At 71.3% G+C, this 23833-nt stretch carries 23 protein-coding genes and 1 pseudogene; 16 read left to right on the top strand and 8 right to left on the bottom strand.

Annotated features, from left to right (window positions below):
* Positions 1-50: 50 nt before the first annotated feature.
* The 4 genes from AB0N14_RS01295 (at position 51) to AB0N14_RS01280 (ending at position 6682) form a co-directional block, all read left to right on the top strand.
* Entirely contained in the window at positions 51-3599 is a 3549-nt protein-coding gene (locus AB0N14_RS01295) for a UvrD-helicase domain-containing protein (protein ID WP_366023670.1), read from the top strand.
* A 10-nt stretch (positions 3600-3609) separates the two neighbouring features.
* On the top strand, positions 3610-5013 hold the full coding sequence (locus AB0N14_RS01290; RefSeq protein WP_366023669.1) for a dipeptidase: 1404 nt from the start codon (positions 3610-3612) through the stop codon (positions 5011-5013).
* 164 nt (positions 5014-5177) lie between these two features.
* Positions 5178-6119, top strand: coding sequence for an NAD(+) diphosphatase (nudC, locus tag AB0N14_RS01285; RefSeq protein WP_200419200.1), 942 nt, complete (start codon positions 5178-5180; stop codon positions 6117-6119).
* Between the two features lie 89 nt (positions 6120-6208).
* Complete coding sequence (locus AB0N14_RS01280) at positions 6209-6682, top strand: methyltransferase domain-containing protein (protein WP_366023668.1); 474 nt, start codon at positions 6209-6211, stop codon at positions 6680-6682.
* 45 nt (positions 6683-6727) lie between these two features.
* Here the strand turns inward: AB0N14_RS01280 and AB0N14_RS01275 are convergent.
* Positions 6728-6802: pseudogene (locus AB0N14_RS01275) on the bottom strand (NrdH-redoxin); the annotation flags it as partial.
* 186 nt (positions 6803-6988) lie between these two features.
* On the opposite strand from AB0N14_RS01275, the gene AB0N14_RS01270 reads away from it, so the two are divergent.
* Positions 6989-7117: a hypothetical protein gene (locus AB0N14_RS01270; RefSeq protein ID WP_366023667.1), complete on the top strand. Its 129-nt coding sequence runs from the start codon at positions 6989-6991 to the stop codon at positions 7115-7117.
* Positions 7118-7457: 340 nt separating this feature from the next.
* On the opposite strand, the gene AB0N14_RS01265 is transcribed toward AB0N14_RS01270, so the two are convergent.
* The 3 genes from AB0N14_RS01265 to AB0N14_RS01255 all read right to left on the bottom strand — a co-directional run bounded on the left by AB0N14_RS01265 (position 7458) and on the right by AB0N14_RS01255 (position 8694).
* Complete coding sequence (locus AB0N14_RS01265; protein ID WP_366023666.1) at positions 7458-7850, bottom strand: transposase; 393 nt, start codon at positions 7848-7850, stop codon at positions 7458-7460.
* Between the two features lie 54 nt (positions 7851-7904).
* Positions 7905-8276 carry a Scr1 family TA system antitoxin-like transcriptional regulator gene (locus AB0N14_RS01260; protein ID WP_366023665.1) on the bottom strand — a complete coding sequence of 124 codons (372 nt, stop codon included), beginning with the start codon at positions 8274-8276 and terminating at the stop codon, positions 7905-7907.
* Positions 8277-8436: 160 nt separating this feature from the next.
* Entirely contained in the window at positions 8437-8694 is a 258-nt protein-coding gene (locus AB0N14_RS01255) for a mycoredoxin (RefSeq protein WP_366023664.1), read from the bottom strand.
* A gap of 113 nt (positions 8695-8807) precedes the next feature.
* On the opposite strand from AB0N14_RS01255, the gene AB0N14_RS01250 reads away from it, so the two are divergent.
* The 4 genes from AB0N14_RS01250 (at position 8808) to AB0N14_RS01235 (ending at position 12491) form a co-directional block, all read left to right on the top strand.
* Positions 8808-11141: an ATP-dependent DNA helicase UvrD2 gene (locus AB0N14_RS01250; protein WP_366023663.1), complete on the top strand. Its 2334-nt coding sequence runs from the start codon at positions 8808-8810 to the stop codon at positions 11139-11141.
* 165 nt (positions 11142-11306) lie between these two features.
* Positions 11307-11627 (top strand): hypothetical protein, encoded by a 321-nt coding sequence (locus AB0N14_RS01245; protein ID WP_366023662.1) that lies wholly within the window; start codon positions 11307-11309, stop codon positions 11625-11627.
* Between the two features lie 175 nt (positions 11628-11802).
* Positions 11803-12171, top strand: a complete 369-nt coding sequence (locus tag AB0N14_RS01240; protein ID WP_019072119.1) for a WhiB family transcriptional regulator — start codon at positions 11803-11805, stop codon at positions 12169-12171.
* Entirely contained in the window at positions 12168-12491 is a 324-nt protein-coding gene (locus AB0N14_RS01235) for a hypothetical protein (RefSeq protein WP_366023661.1), read from the top strand. Before AB0N14_RS01240 ends, AB0N14_RS01235 begins: the two co-directional genes overlap by 4 nt.
* Positions 12492-12619: 128 nt before the next feature.
* Here AB0N14_RS01235 and AB0N14_RS01230 read toward each other — a convergent pair whose 3' ends face one another.
* Both AB0N14_RS01230 and AB0N14_RS01225 read right to left on the bottom strand, forming a co-directional pair.
* Positions 12620-13993, bottom strand: coding sequence for an AarF/ABC1/UbiB kinase family protein (locus tag AB0N14_RS01230; RefSeq protein WP_366023660.1), 1374 nt, complete (start codon positions 13991-13993; stop codon positions 12620-12622).
* On the bottom strand, positions 13986-15209 hold the full coding sequence (locus AB0N14_RS01225) for a TOMM precursor leader peptide-binding protein (RefSeq protein WP_366023659.1): 1224 nt from the start codon (positions 15207-15209) through the stop codon (positions 13986-13988). The genes AB0N14_RS01230 and AB0N14_RS01225 overlap by 8 nt, the downstream gene beginning before the upstream one ends.
* 223 nt (positions 15210-15432) lie before the next feature.
* On the opposite strand from AB0N14_RS01225, the gene AB0N14_RS01220 reads away from it, so the two are divergent.
* From AB0N14_RS01220 to AB0N14_RS01205, 4 genes are all read left to right on the top strand, one after another.
* Positions 15433-16029 (top strand): M48 family metallopeptidase, encoded by a 597-nt coding sequence (locus tag AB0N14_RS01220; RefSeq protein WP_366023658.1) that lies wholly within the window; start codon positions 15433-15435, stop codon positions 16027-16029.
* 202 nt (positions 16030-16231) lie between these two features.
* A complete protein-coding gene (locus tag AB0N14_RS01215; RefSeq protein WP_366023657.1) occupies positions 16232-17878 on the top strand; it encodes a TerD family protein in 1647 nt (548 codons plus the stop codon).
* 11 nt (positions 17879-17889) lie between these two features.
* On the top strand, positions 17890-18570 hold the full coding sequence (locus AB0N14_RS01210) for an AIM24 family protein (protein ID WP_366023656.1): 681 nt from the start codon (positions 17890-17892) through the stop codon (positions 18568-18570).
* Between the two features lie 17 nt (positions 18571-18587).
* Entirely contained in the window at positions 18588-19343 is a 756-nt protein-coding gene (locus AB0N14_RS01205) for an AIM24 family protein (RefSeq protein WP_366023655.1), read from the top strand.
* Positions 19344-19395: 52 nt separating this feature from the next.
* On the opposite strand, the gene AB0N14_RS01200 is transcribed toward AB0N14_RS01205, so the two are convergent.
* Positions 19396-19911, bottom strand: coding sequence for an NUDIX hydrolase (locus AB0N14_RS01200; RefSeq protein ID WP_366023654.1), 516 nt, complete (start codon positions 19909-19911; stop codon positions 19396-19398).
* A complete protein-coding gene (locus AB0N14_RS01195; protein WP_366023653.1) occupies positions 19908-21341 on the bottom strand; it encodes a zinc-dependent metalloprotease in 1434 nt (477 codons plus the stop codon). Before AB0N14_RS01195 ends, AB0N14_RS01200 begins: the two co-directional genes overlap by 4 nt.
* Before the next feature lie 191 nt (positions 21342-21532).
* On the opposite strand from AB0N14_RS01195, the gene AB0N14_RS01190 reads away from it, so the two are divergent.
* From AB0N14_RS01190 to AB0N14_RS01180, 3 genes are all read left to right on the top strand, one after another.
* On the top strand, positions 21533-22696 hold the full coding sequence (locus tag AB0N14_RS01190) for an SDR family oxidoreductase (RefSeq protein ID WP_366023652.1): 1164 nt from the start codon (positions 21533-21535) through the stop codon (positions 22694-22696).
* Between the two features lie 286 nt (positions 22697-22982).
* The gene (locus AB0N14_RS01185; protein WP_366023651.1) at positions 22983-23441 is read left to right on the top strand and encodes a molybdenum cofactor biosynthesis protein MoaE; all 459 of its coding nucleotides are present in this window, start codon (positions 22983-22985) and stop codon (positions 23439-23441) included.
* Between the two features lie 239 nt (positions 23442-23680).
* Complete coding sequence (locus AB0N14_RS01180; protein ID WP_366024263.1) at positions 23681-23812, top strand: hypothetical protein; 132 nt, start codon at positions 23681-23683, stop codon at positions 23810-23812.
* Positions 23813-23833: the final 21 nt, after the last annotated feature.

Here is a 23833-nt window from a genome sequence, read left to right as displayed (position 1 = left end):
GGCAGGCAGTTCGGCACCCACTGTCAGTGGCCACCGATAGCCTCTCCGTCATGCCCGCTCGCATCACCGACCCCGAGCAGCTCAAGGAGCTCCTCGGCATCCCGTTCACCCCGGAGCAGACGGCCTGCATCACCGCGCCGCCCGCCCCGCAGGTGATCGTGGCCGGAGCCGGGTCGGGCAAGACCACGGTGATGGCCGCCCGCGTGGTGTGGCTCGTCGGCACCGGTCAGGTCGCCCCGGAGCAGGTCCTCGGCCTGACCTTCACCAACAAGGCGGCCGGTGAACTCGCCGAGCGTGTCCGCAAGGCGCTGATCAAGGCGGGCGTCACCGACCCGGACGTGATCGTCCCGGACGACCCGCCGGGCGAGCCGGTGATCTCCACGTACCACGCCTTCGCGGGCAGGCTCCTCACCGACCACGGCCTGCGCATCGGACTCGAACCCACATCACGCCTGCTCGCCGACGCCACCCGCTACCAGCTCGCCGCACGCGTGCTGCGCGAGGCACCGGGCCCCTATCCGGCGCTGACCCGGTCCTTCCCGGACCTCGTCGGAGACCTCCTCACGCTCGACGCCGAACTGGCCGAGCACCTCGTGGCTCCGGAGGACCTGCGCGCCCACGACGCCGAGCTGATGCGCACCCTGGAAGGCGTCCGGCTCACCAACGCCGACCTGCGCAAGGTGCCCGAGACGGCCGCCGCCCGCCGGGAACTCGCCGAGCTGGTGATCCGCTACCGGGCGGCCAAGCGCGAGCGGGACCTGCTCGACTTCGGCGACCAGATCGCCCTCTCCGCCCACCTCACGGGCCTCCCCGAGGTGGGCCGCATCCTGCGGGACGAATTCCGCGTGGTCCTGCTCGACGAGTACCAGGACACGTCGGTGGCCCAGCGCGTCCTGCTCGCCGGACTGTTCGGCGGCGGCAGCGGCCACCCCGTGACCGCCGTCGGCGACCCCTGCCAGGCGATCTACGGCTGGCGCGGAGCCTCCGTCGCCAACCTCGACGACTTCCCCGAGCACTTCCCGCACGCCGACGGCCGCCCCGCGACCCGCCAGGCCCTCAGCGAGAACCGCCGCAGCGGCGGCCGCCTCCTCGACCTCGCCAACGGCCTCGCCGCCCCCCTGCGCGCGATGCACGCGGGCGTGGAGGCCCTGCGCCCCGCCCCGGGCGCCGAGCGTGACGGCCTGGTGCGCTGTGCCCTGCTGCGGACCCACTCCGAGGAGATCGACTGGATCGCCGACTCCCTCGCCCACCTGGTGCGCACCGGCACCGCGCCCGGTGAGATCGCCGTCCTGTGCCGCACCGCGACCGACTTCGCGGAGATTCAGGGCGCCCTCGTCGCACGCGACATCCCGGTCGAGGTCGTGGGCCTGTCCGGACTGCTGCACCTGCCCGAGGTCGCCGACCTCGTCGCCGTCTGCGAGGTCCTGCAGGACCCCGGCGCCAACGCCTCCCTGGTCCGCCTCCTCACCGGTCCGCGCTGGCGCATCGGCCCCCGCGACCTCGCGCTCCTGGGCCGGCGCGCCCGGTTTCTCGTGTCGCACGCGCGGGTGGACGACGGCGAGGACCCGGACCGCAGGCTCGCCGCCGCCGTCGAGGGCGTTGACCCGTCCGAGGTGATCTCGCTCGCGGATGCCCTCGACACCTTCCTCGAACTGCCCATGGAGGCCGACCGGGAGGACGACGGGCTGCCGTTCTCGCCCGACGCGCGCGTACGGTTCGCACGGCTGGCCGCCGAACTGCGCGACCTGCGCCGCTCCCTCGCCGACCCGCTGATGGACGTCCTGCACCGCGTGCTCGCCGTCACCGGCCTGGAAGTGGAGCTGTCCGCGTCCCCGCACGCACTGGCCGCCCGCCGCCGCGAGACCCTCTCGAACTTCCTGGACATCGCCGCGTCCTTCGCCGCCAACGAACCGGACGCCAGCCTTCTCGCGTTCCTCGGCTTCCTGCGCACCGCCGCCCAGTACGAGAAGGGCCTGGACAACGCCCTGCCCGGAGGCGAGAACACCGTCAAGGTGCTCACCGCGCACAAGTCCAAGGGTCTGGAGTGGGACGTCGTCGCCGTCCCCGGGCTGGTCAAAGGAACCTTCCCGAGCGCCCAGGGAAGAGAGAAGTGGACCGCGCAGGGCAAGGTGCTGCCGCACGCGCTGCGCGGCGACGCCGACACCCTCCCCGACGTCGAGACCTGGGACTCCCGCGGCCTGAAGGCCTTCCACGAGGCCATGAAGGAGCACCAGCACACCGAGGAGCTGCGCCTCGGCTACGTCACCTTCACCCGCCCCCGCTCCCTGCTGCTCGGCTCCGGCCACTGGTGGGGCCCCGCCCAGAAGCGCCCCCGAGGCCCCTCGGACTTCCTCCAGGCCCTCTACGAGCACTGCGAGGCCGGATACGGCGAGATCGACGTGTGGGCCGACCCGCCCGCCGAGGACGAGGCGAACCCGGCACTCCACGAGGCCGCCACCGACCACGCCTGGCCGCTCCCGCTGGACGAGGCGGCCCTGGCCCGCCGCCGCGCCGCCGCCGCGACCGTACTCGCCCACCTGGAGCAGGTCGCCCCACACGAAGGCGCTCACCCGGCGGCCCACCACGCCCCCTCCGCGTACGACGACCCGGAATGGCCGCCACCGCCGGACGACGAGGACCTCTACGACGACTCCGACGGGGAGGAAACCGCCCACGGCGCGTTGCCGCCCGCCGAGGAGGAAGCCGCCCGGGACGACCACCACGAAGGGGATGCCTCCGACTGGGACTCCTGGACGACCCACCGTCCCACGCCCCCTTCCACGCCCCCCCACGCGCGCGTACCCGCGGGCGACGGCACTCCCACCGTCCCGCACGCGCGGCGGCACCCGCCCGAGGACGCCCCCGCGCTCACCCCGGAGGAGGCCCGCACCGTCGCCTCCTGGGACCGCGATCTGGACGCCCTCACCGGAGAGCTGCTGCGCGCCCGCGCGGCCGTCACCGACGTGCCGCTGCCGCCGTCGCTGACCGCCTCCCAGGTGCTGCGACTGACCGCCGACCCGGACGGGCTCGCACAGGAACTCGCACGCCCCATGCCCAGCCCCCCGCAGCCGGCGGCGCGCCGGGGCACCCGATTCCACGCCTGGGTGGAGGCACGCTTCGAGGAGCTGCGGCTGCCCATGCTGGAGCCGGAGGAGCTGCCCGGCAGCGACGCCGAGATCGCCGACGAGCGCGACCTGGAGGCCCTCAAGGACGCCTTCGAACGCACCCCGTACGCCCATCGGACCCCGTACCGCGTCGAGGCACCTTTCCAGCTCGGCATCGCCGGCCGCGTGGTGCGGGGCCGCATCGACGCCGTCTACCGCGTGGACGGCGAGGACGGCGCGCAGTACGAGATCGTCGACTGGAAGACCAGCCGGGCCCGCACCGCCGACCCGCTCCAGCTCGCCCTGTACCGGCTCGCCTGGGCCGAGCAGCAGGGCGTGCCCCTGGACGCCGTCAGGGCCGCGTTCCTGTACGTCCGCAGTGGCGAGGTCGTACGCCCCGAAGGACTCCCCGACCGGGCCGCCCTCGAGCGGCTGTTGCTGGCCGGCCCCTCCGGTGGGGAACCGGCGGACCAGGATGTCGGCGCCGGCCGATAGGCTCGTGACCATGAGCGAGACCCCGGACAGTGCCGTCCGCACGTACATCGACAGCCACCGCGCCGCCTTCCTCGACGACCTCGCGGAGTGGCTGCGCATCCCGTCGGTGTCCGCACAGCCCGAGCGCGCGGCGGACGTGCGGCGCAGTGCCGAGTGGCTCGCCGCCAAGCTCCGGGAGACCGGCTTCCCCACCGCCGAGGTCTGGCCGACTGCCGGAGCCCCCGCGGTCTTCGCCGAGTGGCCCTCCGACGACCCGCAGGCACCCACCGTCCTCGTCTACGGCCACCACGACGTCCAGCCCGCCGCCCGCGAGGACGGCTGGGACAGCGACCCCTTCGAACCGGTGATCCGCGACGGCCGCCTGTACGCGCGCGGGGCCGCCGACGACAAGGGCCAGGTGTTCTTCCACACACTCGGCGTCCGCGCCCACCTCGCCGCCACCGGGCGTACCGCCCCGGCCGTCCACCTGAAGCTGCTGATCGAGGGTGAGGAGGAATCCGGCTCCCCGAACTTCCGCACCGTCGTCGAACAGCACGCCGACCGGCTCGCCGCCGACGCGGTGATCGTCTCCGACACCGGCATGTGGTCCGCGGACACCCCCACCGTCTGCACCGGAATGCGTGGCCTCGCCGAATGCGAGATCACCCTGTACGGACCCGAGCAGGACATCCACTCCGGGTCCTTCGGCGGCGCCGTGCCCAACCCCGCCACCGCGGCCGCCCGCCTGGTCGCCGCCTTGCACGACGAGCACGCGCGCGTGGCGATACCGGGCTTCTACGACGGCGTCGTCGACCTCACCGACCGCGAACGCGAACTCTTCGCCGAACTGCCCTTCGATGAGGAGCAGTGGCTGCGGACCGCCCGGTCGACCGCCAGGTACGGGGAGGCGGGACACACCACGCTGGAGCGCATCTGGGCCCGCCCCACCGCCGAGGTCAACGGCATCGGCGGCGGCTACCAGGGCCCCGGCAGCAAGACGATCATTCCGTCCTCCGCCATGGTCAAGCTCTCCTTCCGGCTGGTCGCGGGCCAGGACCCCGACCACATCGAGAAGGTGGTGCGCGCCTGGGCGGCGGACGCGCTGCCCGCCGGGATCCGGCACGAGATCACGTTCGGCGCGGCCACCCGCCCCTGCCTGACGCCCCTCGGCCACCCCGCCCTACAGTCCGTCGTACGCGCCATGGGCCGCGCCTTCCAGCAGCGCGTCCGCTTCACCCGCGAGGGCGGGTCCGGACCCGCCGCCGACCTCCAGGAGGTCCTCGGCGCACCAGTCCTGTTCCTCGGCATCTCCATCCCCTCAGACGGCTGGCACGCCCCGAACGAGAAGGTCGAACTCGATCTGCTCCTCAAAGGCGTCGAAACCGCCGCATACCTGTGGGACGACCTGGGGGAGAACCGGCACGATGCCGACTGACGAAGGCGCGGGGCACAAGGTCGCCCGAGCGAACCGCCCGGCGCGGCACACTGGAAGGACCGCCCCGCCCGCCTCAGGCCCGCCCGACCCGGTCCCCGCCCGACCTGCGCCTCGCTGAACCGCCCGCCGAAACCACCCTTGCACCGGGGGAGTTGGAAGCACACGTGACCACCTGGACCGACCACACCGCCGACCGGCCCATCTCGCTCACCGCGCCGAGCGGCATCGACCGGGCCGCCCACCACCGGCTCGACGAGGCATGGCTCGCCGCGGCATGGAGCCACCCCTCGACGCGTTGCTTCGTGGTCTCCGGGGGCCAGGCCCTCATCGACGAGACGCCCGACGGCCGGACCGAACTCGTCATGACCCCCTCCTTCGAGGCACCGCTCACCGAGGCCCACCGTTACTTCCTGGGCACCGACGCGGACGGCGTCAGCTACTTCGCCCTTCAGAAGGACGCACTTCCCGGCCGGATGGACCAGTCGGCGCGCCCGGCCGGCCTGCGCGAGGCCGGACTGCTGCTGTCGCCACGCGACGCCGGCCTGATGGTGCACGCGGTCGCGCTGGAGAACTGGCAGCGCCTGCACCGCTTCTGCTCGCGCTGCGGCGAGCGCACGGTCATCGCGGCCGCCGGTCACATTCGCCGCTGCCCCGCCTGCGGTGCCGAGCACTACCCGCGCACCGACCCGGCTGTGATCATGGCGGTCACGGACGACGACGACCGCATCCTGCTCGGCCGCCAGGTGCACTGGCCCGAGGGCCGCTTCTCCACCCTCGCCGGCTTCGTCGAACCGGGGGAGTCCATCGAGCAGTCGGTGCGGCGCGAGGTGTTCGAAGAGGTCGGCATCACCATCGGCGAGGTCCAGTACATCGCCAGTCAGCCCTGGCCCTTCCCGTCCAGCCTGATGCTCGGCTTCCTCGCGCACGCCACCACCACGGACATCGACGTCGACGGGGACGAGATCCACGAGGCCCGCTGGTTCTCCCGGGAGGAGCTGCGCTCCGCGTTCGAGACCGGAGAAGTCCTGCCGCCCTACGGCATCTCCATCGCGGCCCGTCTGATCGAGCTCTGGTACGGCAAGCCCCTGCCGACCCGGAGCGTCTGACCCGGTGCCGGCGCGCACGAAGGACCCGTACTGGAACCACAACCTCCACTACCACCCAGCGGTCCTCGCCGCAGTCCCCGACGACTGCGGTGCGGCTCTGGACGTCGGCTGCGGCGACGGCCTGCTCGCCCGGAAGCTCGCGTCGAGGGCGGGATCCCACGTTCCTCGAGGCGGACTACCTCGATGACCCCTCGCTGCCGGAAGGCGGGTACGACTTCGTCAGCGCGGTCGCCGTCGTCCACCACGCAGCCTTCGAGGAGGCGGTGGGGCGTCTGGTGCGCCTCACGGCGCCCGGCGGCCGACTGGTGATCGTCGGGCTGGCGTACAACCGGACATCCCTGGACTGGGTGATCAGCGGCTGTGGCGTGCCGGCGAGCCGGCTTCACGCGCTGCTGCACGGAGGCAAGCGAGGCCCGGTCGGCATGCCGATCGAGGACTCGACCATGCACTGGGGTCAGGTCCGGAAGGCTGCCCGGCACCTGCTGCCCGGTTGCCGGTGCCGACGACGGCTCCTGTGGCCGTACACGCTGATCTGGGACGAACCACAAGAAGGCGGTCCCTGAGGCATCTCAGGAACCGCCTTCCGCGCAGGGCCGGCCCTGCGGCCGCTAGGCGCCGATCCTCTGCTTGACCTGTGCCATCGACGGGTTCGTCAGGGTCGTCCCATCCGGGAACAGCACAGTCGCACGGTCTGTAGACTTCCCTCCTGCTTGTGGCGGGCAGGGAGGGTCGGCCATGTCTTGGGGAGGGGCAAGGGTGAGCGACAAGCCCAGGGCGCTTGGCGTGGTCCGTCGTCTGTAGGTAACGAGAACCAGACAGGCGAGGAAACGCAGCGGACCCGCATCAGCAAGCGGGCAGACGCTGAAGAAGTGGAGTTGGTCGACTTCGCCGTGGACATCGATGTTTCGGCGTCGATCTCGCCGTGGATGCGTCCGTCTCTGGGGGACTGGCTCAACAACAAGAGGGACCAGTTCGACCACATCATCATCCTGGCCTGACGGCGGCGTTCGCCGTTCTGACCGGCGGCGGACAGGATCCGGTACATCGTCCGCGCCGAACACCAGTAGTTTCCCGCGTCCAGCTCACGCGCCCAGACCTGTGCGGGCGGCAGGTCGGCGTACTCCGGCCGGTTCAACAGCGCCAGGACCTCGGCCCGCTCGGCCGGCGAGAGGGCCGAGGCGGGCGCGGGTCTTGGGGACGGTTCGGACCTCGGCTTCGGGCTGAGGTGGCGGTAGTGGGTGGCGCGTGAGCGCCCGGTGAGCCGGCAGGCCGCCGCGGTCCCCAACTGCTCCTGCACACCAGTGAAAGCCTCATCGACCACCGGCGCGGCGGCGTGTTTCAGTCCGCGCTCTCGGAGAGCAGTTCCAAGAGCGCGTTGGCTTTTCCCATGACTTCCAGGGCCGCGTCCCGGCGAGCCAGGTCCCTCTCCAGCCGGGCGACCTTCTTACGCAGTCGCTCCAGCTCGGCCTGCTCGGCCGCCTTCTTCGGCCGTACCGCCGAGGTCCGCCGGTCGGTCAGCGCGTCCAGCGCGCCGGCCTCCCGGGCCTGGCGCCATTCGATGATGTGCGAGTGGTACAGCCGCTCACGCCGCAGGATCGCGCCCTTCTCCCCGGCCGGGGCGGCGTCGTACTCGGCAACGATCCGCAGTTTGTACTCCGCGGAGAACGTTCGCCGCTTCGGCTTCGGCGCCGGATCATCACCGGCGGCGGGTATCGGGGTGGTGCTGGCCATGCTGAAGGGATCTCCTGTCTCGCCCATCCAGACTAACCCGACAAACGGGGTGTCTCAGCCGAGACTGTCAGAGAGGGACACGCCGGCGAAGCGGTGGAAGGTGTCGACGTATGTCTGAACGTCCCTGGGGTCGCGTGTCGTGATCTCTGAGTGGAACGTCTCAACGATCACAAGCCGATCATCGTGGAGGCTGAAGCACGTCATCGGGAAGTCAGGCATCCGACCGGCCAGGGGCACCACCACAACGGTCACGTTGGGGAGCCGGGACAGGGACACGAGCCGGTCGAGTTGGACTGCCTGCTCGGGGTCGTTGATCACGTAGCCCTGCACGACGTAGTCATTGCCGTCGTCGGTCCCCCACAGCGTCGGGCACGTGCCGTTCTTGCACTCCGGATCTCCCGACAGTTTCCGCAGCGGTGCGCCCACGGCTTCCCCCTCACATCGACAGTCCTCGTCGCGTTCGATGCTTCCGACCCGCGGACGCCAAGGTCAAGATCCCCGGCTTTCCAGAACAGGAAAGGAGTACCGCGGCACGCAAAACCCCCGATCAGCCGTTGAAGCCGTCGGGGGTCGTGTGGCGCGAGGATCAGGCGGTGAGTGCCTGCTTCACCTGGGCAAGGCTTGGGTTCGTCATCACGACCTCGTTGCCACCCGAGGTGGGAACTACCCGAACGGTCGGGACCGTCTGGTTTCCGCCATTCGCCTTCTCCACGAACGCGGCCGACTCCGGGTCCTGCTCGATGTTGATCTCGTCGTACGCGATGCCCTCACGGTCCAGCTGGCTCTTCAGCCGACGGCAGTAGCCGCACCACGAGGTGCTGTACATCGTCACAGTGCCCGACATGTCGGTTGTGCTCCTTTACGGCTAGGGTGCGTGGTCGCTGAGAAGGCAACGTTCGTGAAGGTTCCACCATTCCCCGCCCGCGCCGACGTCTGCACCGACGTGACGGCCGTCGTATGGGCGCGATGGCTGTCGTAGTCGTATTAGTGCGACCGCGATCGTCCCCCTGTGGACAACCGCCGCACCCGCCTCCGCCGACCTGGCAGCATGGCGGGGTGACAGCAGCAAGGCATTCCACCCTCTTCTCCCGGGTTCCCGGCAGTTCCCTGTACTCGTCTCCGCCGAGCGGGGCGGACGCCGTGCTCGAGGGGCTCGACCCCGAGCAGCGCGAGGTGGCGACCGCCCTGCACGGACCGGTGTGCGTGCTGGCCGGCGCCGGCACGGGCAAAACCCGGGCCATCACCCACCGCATCGCCTACGGAGTCCGGGCCGGCATCCTCCAGCCCTCCAGCGTGCTCGCTGTCACCTTCACCAACCGTGCCGCGGGCGAGATGCGCGGGCGCCTCCGCCAGCTCGGCGCCGCCGGCGTCCAGGCCCGCACCTTCCACTCCGCCGCTCTGCGCCAGCTTCAGTACTTCTGGCCGAAAGCGATCGGCGGCACCCTCCCGAAGATCGTCGACCGCAAGGTGCAGATCGTCGCGGACGCGGCCGCCGCCTGCCGTGTCCGCCTCGACCGCAACGAGCTACGGGACGTCACAGCCGAAATCGAATGGTCCAAGGTCACCCAGACCGTCCCCGCCGACTATGCCGCCGCGGCCGCCAAGACCGGCCGCGAAGCGCCCCGCGACCCCGCCGAGATCGCCCAGCTCTACGCCGCCTACGAAGACCTCAAGCGGGAGCGCGGCGTCATCGACTTCGAGGACGTCCTCCTCCTCACCGTCGGCATTCTCCAGGACCGGCACGACATCGCGGAGGAGGTCCGTGCCCAGTACCAGCACTTCGTCGTCGACGAGTACCAGGACGTCAGCCCCCTGCAGCAGCGTCTGCTGGAGTTGTGGCTCGGCGACCGCGACAACCTGTGCGTGGTCGGCGACGCCAGCCAGACGATCTACTCCTTCACCGGCGCCACGCCCGACCACCTGCTCGACTTCCGTATCCGCCACCCAGGAGCCACGGTCGTCAAGCTGGTCCGGGACTACCGCTCCACCCCGCAGGTCGTCCACCTCGCCAACGGCCTGCTCGCCCAGGCCCGGGGCCGCGCCGCCGAACACCGCCTCGAACTGGTCTCGCAGCGCGACCCCGGTCCCGAACCCGTCTACACCGAGTACGCCGACGAGCCCGCCGAGGCGGAGGGCGCCGCCCGCCGCATCCGCGACCTGCTCGCCGACGGTGTGCCCGCGTCCGAGATCGCCATCCTGTTCCGCACCAACTCCCAGTCCGAGATCTACGAACAAGCCCTCGCGGACGTCGGAGTGCCGTATCAGCTCCGTGGCGCCGAACGGTTCTTCGATCGTCCCGAGGTACGCAAGGCGGGCGTCGCCCTGCGCGGCGCCGCCCGCTTCGGCGCGAACGACTCCCTCCTCGACGACGCCGTCGACCTGCCCTCCCAGGTGCGTGCCGTCCTTGCGGGCGAAGGGTGGACATCCGTGCCGCCCGCGGGCTCCGGAGCCGTCAGAGAGCGGTGGGAGTCGCTGGCCGCGCTCGTAAATCTGGCCCAGGACTTCGCCGCGGCCAAACCGGGTGCCACCCTCGGGGACCTGGTGGCGGAACTCGACGAGCGGGCGAACGCCCAGCACGCCCCGACCGTGCAGGGCGTCACCCTCGCCTCCCTGCACTCCGCCAAGGGGCTGGAGTGGGACGCCGTCTTCGTCGTCGGGGTCGCCGAGGGCATGATGCCCATCACCTACGCGAGGACCGACGAGCAGATCGAGGAGGAGCGCCGCCTCCTCTACGTCGGCGTCACCCGCGCGAGGGAACGTCTGCAGGTCTCCTGGTCCCTGTCCCGCTCACCGGGTGGCCGCCCGGTCCGACGGCCGAGTCGCTTCCTCGACGGACTGCGTCCCGGCTCCTCCGCCACCACCGGCCGTACCTCCATCGGGGGCACCGGAGGCATCGAACGGGGCGTCAGCGCCTTCAGTACGGCCGCCACGGCCCTCACCCCACGCCGGACCAGCAGAACTCCGGCCCGCTGCCGGGTCTGCGGGCGCACGCTGTCCGACGCGGGGGAGATGAAACTGATGCGCTGTGACGACTGCCCCTCCGACATGGACGAGGGCCTGTACGAACGGCTGCGTGAGTGGCGGGCGGTGCAGGCGCAGCGCAGTGGGCAGCCCGCGTTCTGCGTCTTCACCGACAGGACGCTGATCGCGATCGCCGAGGCCGTGCCCGCCGATGAACGTGAACTGGCCCGCATCCCGGGGGTCGGAGCGCGCAAACTGGGCCGCTACGGAGCCGAAGTTCTGGCCATCTGCGCAGGTCGCGATGTCGGGGAACAGGACAACGGTGACTGATACCAACTCGTCGAAAAAATAGTTTGCGCATGCCCCAGCGATCCCCATAGGTTCTTAGCCACGGGGACAGCGGCCTTCTCGGAGGCCCTGATTCCGTGTTGTACTTGCATATCCGTCGGACTGGCTCACCCCAGTCCCCCGAGACGCCGAGAGGAGGCGATTGAAGTGATCAGCATCAGCACCAGCTCCACCCGCACCGCCAAACTGACCGATCGCTCGGTCGTCTCCACGTGCATGCTCGGCGCCTCCGACCTGGGCACCGGTCTGTCCGGCATTCGTGCCGTCCGTCCGGCGTCCTCCCTGTCTCTCGCGGGTCTTCCCATCCGCGAGCGCAATGAGCGACCGACCAAGGCACTGGAAGCAGTAGTGGCACAGGCCCAGGCCTATGCCTTTGCGGCGGCCGGTGCCGGATTCCGGAAGCAGACGACGCAGCACCACCTGATGTGGGCCTTCCGTGGGCCAGAACCCTGGAGTGATCCAGCCTGATCGATGATCAGGCCGGCGCCTTCAGGGCCGCGGAACCCCATCCGGGATCCGCGGCCCTTCTGTTTTCCCCGAACGGGGACGGCAGAGCGAAGGGGCCTCGGGACAAGAAAAGAACCCGGTACCAGCCGCCACCCGGTCCGATCGGACCGGAACGACCAGACGAGGAAGACGAACCGTGCAACTCGAAGCGCACGCCCCGTCCGTACCGCCTTCCGAAACGATCCCCCCGCCCGGCCTCACGGAGGACTCCACCTTGACCCCGCTCACCGCGCTGACCGCGCTCGACGACGCCATCGAGAACCTCGGCGTACCCGTCCCGTGCCGCTCGTACGACCCGGAGGTCTTCTTCGCCGAGTCGCCGGCCGACGTCGAGTACGCCAAGTCCCTCTGCCGTACCTGCCCGCTGATCGAGGCCTGCCTCGCCGGGGCCAAGGAGCGGCGTGAGCCCTGGGGCGTCTGGGGTGGCGAGCTCTTCGTCCAGGGTGTCGTCGTCGCCCGGAAGCGGCCGCGTGGCCGCCCGCGCAAGAACCCGGTCACGGCATGAACACCGCAGGAACGATCGACCGCCCCCTCACGCACGACCCCAAGAAGCAGGCCCCGATGAAGCCGTCCACGAGTGAGCCCATGGGCTCCGCGATCCCAGACGTCACCACCACCGGCGCGAACGCCTCGCGTCAGAACAGGACCCGAGAGATGCAACTCATCCCAGAAGCCCTGGCTCGTGCGCATATGCATGAGCGGCTGCACGAGGCCGAGCGGGAACGCCAGGCGGTGCGTCTGGTGGTGGCCCGCCGGATGCAGCGCCGGGCCGAGCGCGCCTCGCTGCGCGCCCGCCGCGCGCTCGCCATGGCCGTGATGCAGTAGCCGACCGCCGTCGGCACAGGAGAACCACGCAGGGGCCGGCCCGAGGGGTCGGCCCCTGCGGCGCGTTGGGAGATCCGGGCCGAACCGGTCACCCGTGTGCAGCCTGGTCCGGTGCGGGTCCAGGCCGGTCAGGCCTCCGCTGCCGGCTCCTCCTCCGGTGCCTCATCCGGCAGGAAGCCCGGCAGCCACTCCTCCAGTTCGTCACGCAGGCGGACCGTCGCGCCCAGCTGGCACAGCACGCCGATCGTGCTCAGGGTCACCCGGTGGATGAGGAGGTAGGCCGGAGGAAGGTTGAGCTGCTTGCCCAGCTGGTGGGCGGGTGAGCGCGGGTCGGCGATACGGGCCGCCTGGCTGCGCATCCAGCCGCGGGTGAAGGTGAATTCGTCCGCCTGTGCCGGTTCGATGATCGGGAGGAGGTAGTCGAGGACCGCGTCGGGGTCGAGTGCGATGGACTCCTTGACGAAGCCCTCCTCGCAGAGCAGTTCGTACACCGACTGGGCGTCGCCCTCCAGGGTCATGCGCAGGGAGTGCCCGATCGGGGTGGGCAGGCCGCCCGGCAGGCGGTCGACCGTGCCGAAGTCCAGGACGCCGAGTCGCCAGCCGTCCTTCTCGTCACCGCGGCGGGGGCCGGGCAGGAGACGGAAGTTGCCCGGATGCGGGTCCGCGTGGAGCAGGCCCGTACGGGCCGGGCCGGAGAACAGGAAGCGGGCCAGCAACTGCCCGGCGCGGTCCCGCTGCTCCGGGGTGCCGTCGGCGATCACCTCCGACAGCGGTATGCCGTCGATCCACTCGGTCACCAGGATCTGCTCGCACTGGTGCACCACCGCCGGCACTGTGACGTCGGGGTCGCCCGCGAACTCCTCCGCGTGGGCCCGCTGCGCCTGCGCCTCCAGCCCGTAGTCCAGCTCCTCGGAAACCCGGTCGCGCAGCTCCGCGATCAGCGGCTTGATGTCCATGCCCGGGATCAGGGGGCCCAGCAGACGGGCGAAACGGCTGAGTTGGTTCAGGTCGGAGAGCAGGGCGTCGCCCGCGCCCGGGTACTGGACCTTGACCGCGACCTCACGGCCGTCGTGCCACACCCCGCGGTGCACCTGCCCGATCGAGGCCGCCGCCGACGGCTTGTCCTCGAATTCCAGGAACAGCTCCTGCCAGTCCGCGCCGAGCCTCGCCTCGAGGACCCCGTGCACCGTGCGGGTCGGCATCGGCGGGGCCGCCTCCTGAAGCTTGGTCAGGGCCGCGCGGTAGGGGCCGGCGACCTCTTCGGGGAGCGCCGACTCGAAGACGGACAGGGCCTGCCCGAACTTCATCGCGCCGCCCTTGAGCTCACCGAGCACCTTGAACAGTTGTTCCGCGGTGCGCTGTTGGAGTTCACGGCCGACCATTTCCGCGGACTCGCCGACGATCCGCTTGCCGAGCCCCCAGGTCGCCCGCCCGGCGAAGCCGAGCGGGAGCGCGGCGAGCTTGGCGGTCCGGGTGACCGCCTTCCGGGGAAGATCAGACATGCGCCCTCCAAGTCCCAGACAGCCGTGCCGCGTGTGCCTTGCGGGAGAGGTTCCTCGACGGCCGTTGCTCCGCCATTGTCTCGCGTGGCTCCTCGTCCTCCGAGGTGTGTCCCTCCTTACCTTTCTCCGCCGCGCCGCACCCGCATGCGGGATGCGCCCATACCGGCCGGGCGTGCCAGTCGAACCGGGGCACGGACGCCTCCCAGCGTGCGCCCGAGCTGGCGGGCTCGGAGCCGTCCAGGAAGGCCAGCGCGTGCCCGGCGGCGACCCCCGCGACGGCGGTGGCCAACGCCAGGTCGCACGCCTGGACCTGGGGCTGGCGCCCCGAGCGCCACTGGGCGACCAGACGTGGCCAGGTCTCGTCCCGGTCGGCGCGCCCCCGGTCGAGGCAGCCGGCGCAGCTCGTCTCGCCGGGCAGGACGAACGGGCCGACGATGCCCGTGCCTTCCGCGACACCCGCGTACAGATGGGGTGTTCCCGAGGCAATCAGCGGTTCCGCGCCGAGAGGGTCGGGAGCGTGCACGTCGACGCCGTCGCGCGGGGCGAGGATCACCAGCGAGAAGCCGGGGTCCGGGTCGTCGTGGAGAGAGCGGCGCGCGGTGCGTTCCCGTCGCGGGGGCCGGTCGGGGGCTGCCGCGCGGACCGCGCGGCGGGCCGCCTCCTCTCTGCGCTCGCCGATCGCGTCCGCCGGCAGGCCACCCGGAGCCACGTCCCACGGCTCGACGCAGCCAGTGTCGCGGACGTCGACCTCGCCGACGCCGGCGCCCGCGAGGAGCGAGGCGAGGAGGACGCCCACACGGCCCGCGCCGCGGACCTGGACGCGGAGGGAGCGGCGGGCGGCCAGACGCCGGGCGGCCCCGCCGGGTGAGCGGGTGACCAGGGACAGGGAGGCCAGATCGACACGGAGGCGGTCGAGGACGGTCGCCTTGCCGCGGAGGGTGTCGGCCTGCGGGCCACCGCCGGTGGCGTCGTCGAGCAGGCCAGCGCCCGACAGATTGCCCACGAGCGCGTCGACGTGTCCGTCCGGCAGGCCCATGCGGCGGGCCTCCTCGCGCAGCAGCGGGAGCCCGCGGGTGCCGTCGAGCAAGGTGAGGAAACTGCCCGTCGCGGTGTCCACCGGGCCCAGCACCACCGCGTGCGCGGGTGCCATCCCGAACTGGACGGTGTTCAGATCGCGCCAGCCGCGCCGCAGCGCGGGCTTCACCATCGGATGCATGACCGGCCCCCGTAGTCCGTAATGCGTCGGTACGTCGTCGTATGACGGCGGATGTGTCGGTCCGCCGACTCATGCCAGCATGCCTGGACGCAGCGGGAGCGTGCCGAAAGTTGTCCACAGGCGGAGGCGTTCGTCATATGAATCAAGTGCGCAGGGGCGGGGGGCAGCGCGGAACCGCGCCGGAGGCGGGACTTCCCCGGTGTGCAGCGGGTAACGTCGGGGCGTGTCCGCCGACCCACCGCACCATGCCGGAAAGCCACAGCGCAGCACGACGAGCCAGCCGCCGAGCGGCTCGGGGACGAGCGCGATCGAGGTTCGCAGAAGCGCGCGACGCCGCAGAACGGTGTCCGCGTACCGCGAGGGTGATCGCACCGTCGTGCTCATCCCCGCTCGGATGTCCAAGGCGGAGGAGCAGCGCTGGGTGACCGTCATGCTCGACAAGCTGGCCGCCCAGGAGAGCCGCCGGGTGATCGGCGACGCCGATCTGGCCGAGCGCGCCGAGCGGCTGTCGCTGCAGTACCTGGACGGCCGGGCGCGGCCCGCCTCGGTCCGCTGGGTCACCAACCAGAACACACGCTGGGGATCATGCACCCCGTCCGAGGGCAGCATCCGTCTGTCGCACCGGCTGCAGGGCATGCCCGAGTACGTCATCGACTACGTCCTGCTGCACGAGCTCGCACATCTGCTCGTACCGGGACACGGGCCGCGTTTCTGGCGGTTGCTGGAGGCGTATCCGCGCACCGAGCGTGCCCGCGGCTATCTGGAAGGGGTGGTCGCGGCCGACCGGCTGCCGTACCAGCCGGCGCAGGACGAGGAGTAGGGGCGATCCGCCCACACCGTCCTCAACGGTCGTACGGGTCATCTCCGTACTGCGCGCGCACGCCGTACAGCGCCGAGAAGCAGCCGGGTCCTCGCGACGATGCGGTTGTGTACCGGGTCTGTACCGGCCCACTCCGCTCCGCGCGTTTGCCGTTAGCCTGGCGCGACGCACTCACATTCGGGATGGGGGACGGTCGTTACGCATGGCCAGGGAATTCCAACGCGGCCACAAGGCCAGGATCAGTGACCTCACGGCGGGCACGGACCTGTACGTAGGTGTGCAGATCTCGGGGCCAGGACTGACCTTCGACATCAGCTGCTTCGGGCTGGACGCCGATGAACGGCTCTCGGACGACCGGTACTTCGTCTTCTTCAACCAGCCGAAGACGCCGGAGGAGGCCATTCAGCTCCTCGGTCCGCAGGCGGGGGACACGGAGTCCTTCCGGGTCACGCTCGACAAGATCCCGCCGCACATCCACAAGCTGTCCTTCACGGCGACGATCGACGGCGCCGGACAGATGTCGCAGATCGGCCCCGGATACCTGCGTATCGTCGCGGGCGGCGAGGAAGTGGCCCGCTACCCCTTCAGTGGCTCGGAGTTCACCACCGAACGCGCCGTCATGCTGGGCGACTTCTACCTCAAGGACGTCTGGCGGTTCGCCGCGGTCGGGCAGGGTTTCGACGGCGGCCTCGAGGCACTGCTGAAGAACTTCGGCGGGGAGGCCCTCGAGGAGGAGCAGACGCCCGCCCCGCAGCCGCAGACCGGTGCCGCCCCGGGGTTCGCCCCGCCGGCGTTCGCCGCCCCGGCCGCACCTGCCCCGGCGCCCGCACCCCCCGCACCTCCGGCACCCGCTCCCGCGCCCTTGCCGCAGCCCGCCCCCCAGGGCTACGCGCCGCCTCAGGGAGCCACTCCGCACGCCCCGGCGCCCGCGCCCTCCGTGCACGCCGCGCCCACCATCGTCGCGCCCCTGAACACTCCTCCCGCCGGAGCCGTGCCGCCGCCGGGCCCGGCGCCACACGCCCAGCCGCCCGCTCCGCCCGGCCCCCCGCCCGGATACGGACAGCAGCCGGCCGCGTCGATGCCACCCGGATACGCACAGCAGCCGCCGTACGGCCAGGCTCTCGGCCAGTACCCGGCCCCGCCCGGCGCCCCCTCCCCGTACGGCGCTCCCCAGGGCGCTCCGCAGGCCGCAGGTGTGGCCGCTGTTTTGCAGGCCTTCAAGGAGACGTCCACAGGGCAGCGGTGGACGCAGCAGAACAAGAAGCTCGTCCGCGTGGACCTCGGCATCGGCGGCCAGCCCGTACTGGCCCGCCAGGGCAGCATGGTGCTCTACCAGGGCAAGGTCGACTTCGGCTACAAGGGAGCCGGCTTCGCCGGGCGGATCGTGGGCAACGCAACCGGCCAGGAGATGCAGCTCATGCGCTGCACGGGCCAGGGGCAGGTGTTCCTCGCGGAGAACGCCACGGATCTGCACCCGATCGAGCTCCAGGGGGACGCGATCTGTGTCTCCGCGGAGAACGTCCTCGCCTTCGACGAATCCCTCCAGTACGAGGTGCGGCGCATCGAGGGGCACGGCATCCCCGGGGGCGCCCTGTTCACCATGCAGTTCCAGGGGACCGGCACGATCGTCGTCAAGACGCACGGCGCACCCGTGGTGCTGCCCGTCACCCCGACGACGTTCGTGGACTCCAACGCCGTCGTCGCCTGGTCGGCCGCCGCCCAGGTGATCGTCTCCAGCCAGGTGCGCATGCGCCGCAACGCCTATCCGGGCCACACCGGAGAGGGCGTCAACCTGCAGTTCCGCGCCGCGCCCGGCAATTTCGTCGTCGTCCAGCCGTACGAGGTCTGAGGGAGCCCGTCATGCACCAGCCGCTCGCGGGCTACGCCCCCGCGCCCGTCACCGCCCGCATGGAGAACCATGGCAGCCACATGCTGAAGGTCGCCATGCAGACCGGGAACGACCTCCTCGCACGCGTGGGCTCCATGGTCGCCTACGAAGGGTTCATCCAGTACGAGCCCAACCCGCCCGCCGTGCGCCAGATCGCGCGGGACTGGATGACCGGTGAGGGCGCGCCCCTGATGAAGTGCTCCGGCGACGGTCTGCTCTACCTCGCCGACTACGGGGCGAACGTCGTCGTCATCAACCTGGGCGGCGACGCGATCTCCGTGAACGCCACCAACCTGCTCGCCTTCGACGCCCACCTGCAGTGGGGTGTCGAACGCGTCAAGGGGCTCGCCAAGTTCGCCGGGCAGGGCCTGTGGAACACGAAGATCTCCGGGCAGGGCTGGGTGGCCCTGACCTCCCGGGGCACCCCCATCGTGGTCGACTGCGGCGGTGGCGAGGACGAGACCTACGTCGACCCGGACGCGCTCGTCGCCTGGTCCCCGAACCTCAAGGTGAAGGGCAAACGCAGCTTCAAGGCGCAGTCGCTCATCGGGCGCGGCAGCGGCGAGGCCTACCAGATGGCGTTCTCCGGGCAGGGCATCGTCGTCGTCCAGCCCAGCGAGGACAGCACCGACCGCCTCCGGATCCGGGGCTGAGGGGGAAACCGCACACCATGCAGAGCTCGCTTTTCGCCTACAACGAGCAGCAGACCCAGGAGCGCTACAGCCTGCAGAACCCGCAGATGCTGCGCGTCCTGATGCAGGGCCACGACGACGTCCTGGCGCGCAAGGGCACCATGGTCGCCTACCAGGGGCTCATCGAGTTCGACGCCGAGTACCAGAGCGGCGGTCAGCGGCGCGCGCGTGCACACACCGGCGAGGGCCTGGATCTGATGCGCTGTCACGGACAGGGCACCGTCTACCTCGCCAACCTCGCCCAGCACGTGCACATCATGGACGTCGAGCAGGACGGGCTGACCGTCGACAGCAGCTACGTCCTCGCGATGGACTCTTCGCTGCACCATGAGGTCATCGCCGTCGACAGCCTGTACGGGATCTCCGGCTCGGGCAAGTACCAGCTCAACATCACCGGCCGCGGCAAGGTCGCGCTGATGACGTCGGGTGCGCCGCTGCTGATGCAGGTCACGCCGGACAAGTACGTCAACTGCGACGCCGACGCGATCGTCGCCTGGTCCACCGGCCTCAGGGTGCAGATGCAGGCCCAGACGCACTCCTCCGGGGTGTGGCGGCGCCGCGGCAACACCGGTGAGGGCTGGGAGCTCAGCTTCATGGGCAACGGCTTCGCGCTGGTGCAGCCCAGCGAGCTGCTGCCGCCGCAGAACGCCCAGATCGGGCAGGGGCTGGCCGCGCAGTTCGGCATGGGGCAGCACGGGGCACGGGGACAGAACCAGGGCAACGTCTGGAGCTGAGCATGAGTGAGGGGTGACCGCAGTGGCGGTCACCCCTCACCCGTTCACACCTTCACAGCCTGGCGCGTGTCGCCTCCAGCAGCCGTACGACGGACTCGTCCGCCACGTCCGCCACCTCGGCGTACGGGAACCAGCGCAGGTCCAGGGACTCGTCGCTGATCGCCTCCACGGCTCCGGCCGCGGCGAGCGCCGCGTACTGGACGTCGAGGTGCCAGGCGCACGGCGTGTGATGCCGGTCCAGGCGCACCGGCCCGCCGGGCAGCAGGATCAGTCCCTCGATGCCCGACTCCTCGGCCGCCTCGCGGTGTGCGGCGTCCGCCAGCGTCGCGTCGTCCGGCTCGCAGTGGCCGCCCATCTGCAGCCACATCCGGATCTTCCTGTGGAGGGTCAGGAGCACCCGGCCGTGCTCGGGGTCGATCACCAGTGCGCTCGCGGTGATGTGCCCGTCCCCACAGGACTTCCACATGCCGTCCGGGTGCGCCTGGAGGTGGTCCAGATGGGCCTGGCGCAGTTCTTCCTGGTCCTCGTAGGACTTGAGCACGAGGACCGCGTCGTCGTAGAGGCTCACTCGGCGTCGTCGCCCTCGGCTTCGCCGTCGTCCTTCTTCTTCAGGTCAGGCTTCGGAGCGGAGCCGTCCGCCGCCTCGCCGAGCATCTTGTCCAGCTCGGAGAAGTCGAGCTGCTCGCGGTGCACGAAGCCGTCCGGGTCGTCCAGGTCGGAGGCCGTCGGCAGCATGTCCGGGTGGGCCCACAGGCCGTCCCGGCCGTCCACACCGCGCGCGTCCGTGAGCGACGCCCACAGACGGGAGGCGTCCCGCAGCCGGCGCGGGCGCAGCTCCAGGCCGATCAGCGTGGCGAACGTCTGCTCGGCCGGGCCGCCCGAGGCGCGACGGCGGCGCAGGGTTTCGCGCAGCGCGTCCGCGGAGGCCAGGCGCGGCTTCGCGGCCGCGTGCACCACCGCGTCCACCCAGCCCTCGACGAGCGCCAGCGCCGTCTCCAGACGCGCCAGGGCCGCCTTCTGCTCCGGGGTGTCCTCCGGCTGGAACATGCCCTGCTGGAGCGCCTGCTGCAGCTCCTCCGGGTTCTGCGGGTCGAACTGGCCGACCACGTCCTCCAGCTTGGCCGTGTCGACCTTGATGCCGCGGGCGTAGCCCTCGACGGCGCCGAACAGGTGCGAGCGCAGCCACGGCACGTGCGCGAACAGGCGCTGGTGGGCGGCCTCGCGCAGCGCGAGGTACAGCCGCACCTCCTCCTTGGGCACGCCCAGGTCCTTGCCGAGCACCTCGATGTTCAGCGGCAGCAGCGCGGCCTTCCCGGCCGGACCGAGCGGCAGACCGATGTCGGTGGAGCCGACGACCTCGCCGGCGAGCACACCGACGGCCTGCCCGATCTGTGTACCGAACATGGCGCCGCCCATGGAGCGCATCATGCCGATCAGCGGGCCCGCCATGGCCTGCATCTCCTCCGGCAGGACGTCGCCCATGGCCGCGCCGACGCGCTCGGCGACCGGGTCGACGAGCTCCTTCCACACCGGCAGGGTCGCCTCGACCCACTCCGCGCGGCTCCAGGCCACCGCGGAGCCTGAGCCGGACGGCAGCGACGTCGCGTCGTCGAGCCACAGGTCGGCCAGGCGGACGGCCTCCTGAACGGCGGAGCGCTCGCCGGGGCTCACGCTCTGGTCCTTGGTGCCGTCGGGGGTGCCCTGGGAAACCGTCTGGCGGGCGATCTGCTTGGCCATGTCCCAGTTCACCGGGCCGCCCTCGTACGAGAGCATCTGGCCCAGCTGCTGGAAGGCGGCGCCCAGGTCGGTGGGGTTCAGGGAACCGAACATCGCTGCGAGCGGGTTGTCGGCGCCGGCACCGCCGGCTCCGGGCGTGCCGAAACCGAACGGGTTGGCCGGTCCCTGGCCACCGCCGCTCTGCTGGTCCTTCTTCTTGCCCTCGTCGCCGTTCTCCGGCTCCTCCGGCGGAAGGCCGAATCCGAATGGGGTGTCACTCACGGGATTCCTCGGCTGGTAAGGCCACCGGTTCCTTCCGGCGGCTGGCTGCCCGACAACACCACCCAGCGTAGACACCTTGACCCGATCGGGCCTGGGTGCTTCGCCGACTCCCGGCCTGCGGCAGGATGGATGCCACCTGGTACGCACGCGTGCTTTGCGTCCGTATGGAAGACAACCGCTGGAGACGCCCGGTGAGTTCCCCAGATCCGCAGGTTCGCGCAGCGCGAAACCATTCAGCCCACCCGTCGCCCGACCACCGCCCCTCAAGGACGACGCTTCGCGTCGGCGAGTCGACTGCCATCCGCGGGCCCGTCGTCGCGGTCACCGGCGCCGCGTCCGGGGTCGGCGCGCTGCTCACCGAGCGGCTCGCCGCGTCCGACGAGATCAGGCAGGTCGTCGCCATCGACGAGCGGCGCGGGGAGTGCGCGGCGGCCCAGTGGCACATCCTGGACGTGCGGGACCCGGCGATCGCGGAGAAGCTGCGGGGCGCGGACGTGGTGGTGCACCTGGCGCTCGACCTGGACCTGGAGACGGACCCGGTGGCGCGCACGGCGTACAACGTGCGGGGAACGCAGACCGTGCTGACCGCGGCGGCGGCCGCCGGGGTGCACCGGGTGGTGCTGTGCACGTCCGCGATGGTCTACGGGGCGCTGCCGGACAACGAGCTGCCGCTCTCGGAGGACGCCGAGCTGCGGGCGACGGCGGAGGCGACCGGGGTCGGAGACCTGCTGGAGATCGAGCGACTCGCGCGGCGGGCGCCGAGGGCGCACCCGGGGCTCAACGTCACCATGGTGCGGCCTGCTGTGCTGGTCGGGGGCACGGACACGGCGCTGACCAGGTACTTCGAGTCGCCTCGGCTTCTGGTGGTGGCGGGCTCGCGGCCGGCGTGGCAGTTCTGCCACGTCGAGGACCTGTGCAGTGCGCTGGAGTACGCCGTTCTGGAGAAGGTGGAGGGGGAACTGGCCGTCGGATGCGAGGGGTGGCTGGAGCAGGAGGAGGTCGAAGAGCTGAGCGGGATCCGGCGGATGGAGCTGCCGTCCGCGGTCGCGCTGGGCGCGGCGGCCCGGCTGCACCGGATCGGGCTGACGCCGTCGCCGGCCGGGGACCTCGCGTACACGATGTACCCGTGGGTCGTGAGCGGGAGCCGGCTGCACGGCGCCGGGTGGCGGCCGAAGTGGACGAACGAGGAGGTGCTGGCCGAGCTGCTGGAGGAGGTGGCCGGGCGGCACACCGTGGTGGGGCGGCGGCTGGGACGCAAGGACGCGACGGCGGCGGGGGCCGCCGGGGCGACGGTCGCTCTGCTGGGTGCGGCGGCGGTGGTGCGGAGGGCGCGGAAGGCGCGGCGGCGGGCCTGAGGGGCGGTGCGGGGGCTTCGGCAGGAGCCTTCGGGCTGCGCCCCCAGACCCCCGCTCCCCGGGCTCGGCCTCGTCCTCGGCTGCGCTGAGAGTGCGCGCCGCTGGGAGAGCGGCCTGCGGTCGCCTCCTCCTCATGCGTCCTTCTCATCCCTCCTCCCGATACGTCCTCACAGACCGGACGGCCAGGTGTGGCTCGCCCCGTACCGCGACGCTTCGAATGGCCACGCGCGCGTGTCTCCTGGATCGTCTGTTCCTTCTTCTCCGGGGTGTACGGCACGATGGGGGCATGGCACCCAACAGTGATCACCCCGGTGAGCAGGTGGCGGACGAGCCGATCAAGCTGCTGGCCATTCGGGACACCCCGCTCTCCGTCGACGAGGTCTTCCGGGCCGTCGGGGACGACGCCGCCGGAGGGATCGCGCTGTTCGTCGGGACCGTGCGCAACCATGACGACGGGGCCGACGTCGACGCGCTCGGGTATTCGTGCCATCCGACCGCCGAGGCCGAGATGCGGCGCATCGCCGAGAAGGTCGTCGCCGAGTACCCCGTGCGGGCGCTCGCGGCGGTGCACCGCGTGGGGGACCTGCGCGTCGGTGATCTCGCCGTCGTCGTCGCCGTGGCGTGTCCCCACCGGGGCGAGGCCTTCGAGGCCTGCCGCAAGCTCATCGACGACCTCAAGCACGAAGTGCCCATCTGGAAGCACCAGAGGTTCTCCGACGGCACCGATGAATGGGTCGGCGCGTAGCGCCGTCGTCGAGGGGTGGTGGTCGGGCGACGGGAGGGCGGGTGGGTGCCTGCTGAGCGGGGGAGTGAATACCTCTCCTGGGGTTAACCAACCTCTCACCCGGGCTCCGGTTGCGTAACCGTACCCCTCGCGTGAGCGTTGACATTGCGGATGATTAATCTGCTGATCAGTCAGTTGCGGTCGCTCATCGGGGTTGGGAGGTCGGCATGGCGGCGCTCGCCTGGTTGCTGATTCCGCTTATGGCTGCGATCGGTGCAGGACTGTGGGGCAGTTGGGCCAGTCGGAACCGCAAGGCCGCGGGCGACGGCTCCGAGCTCGCCGGGTACGCGCGTTTCCGCGAGGCCATGGAGAGGTCCCACTCGGGCGGCTGAGCGCGCCGAGGATCCAGGGGC

It is taken from the genome of Streptomyces sp. NPDC051104, from assembly GCF_040682835.1.
Lineage (GTDB): Bacteria > Actinomycetota > Actinomycetes > Streptomycetales > Streptomycetaceae > Streptomyces > Streptomyces cynarae.
Note: the sequence above shows the minus strand (reverse complement) of the source record. Positions and strands in the feature narration are given on the sequence as shown.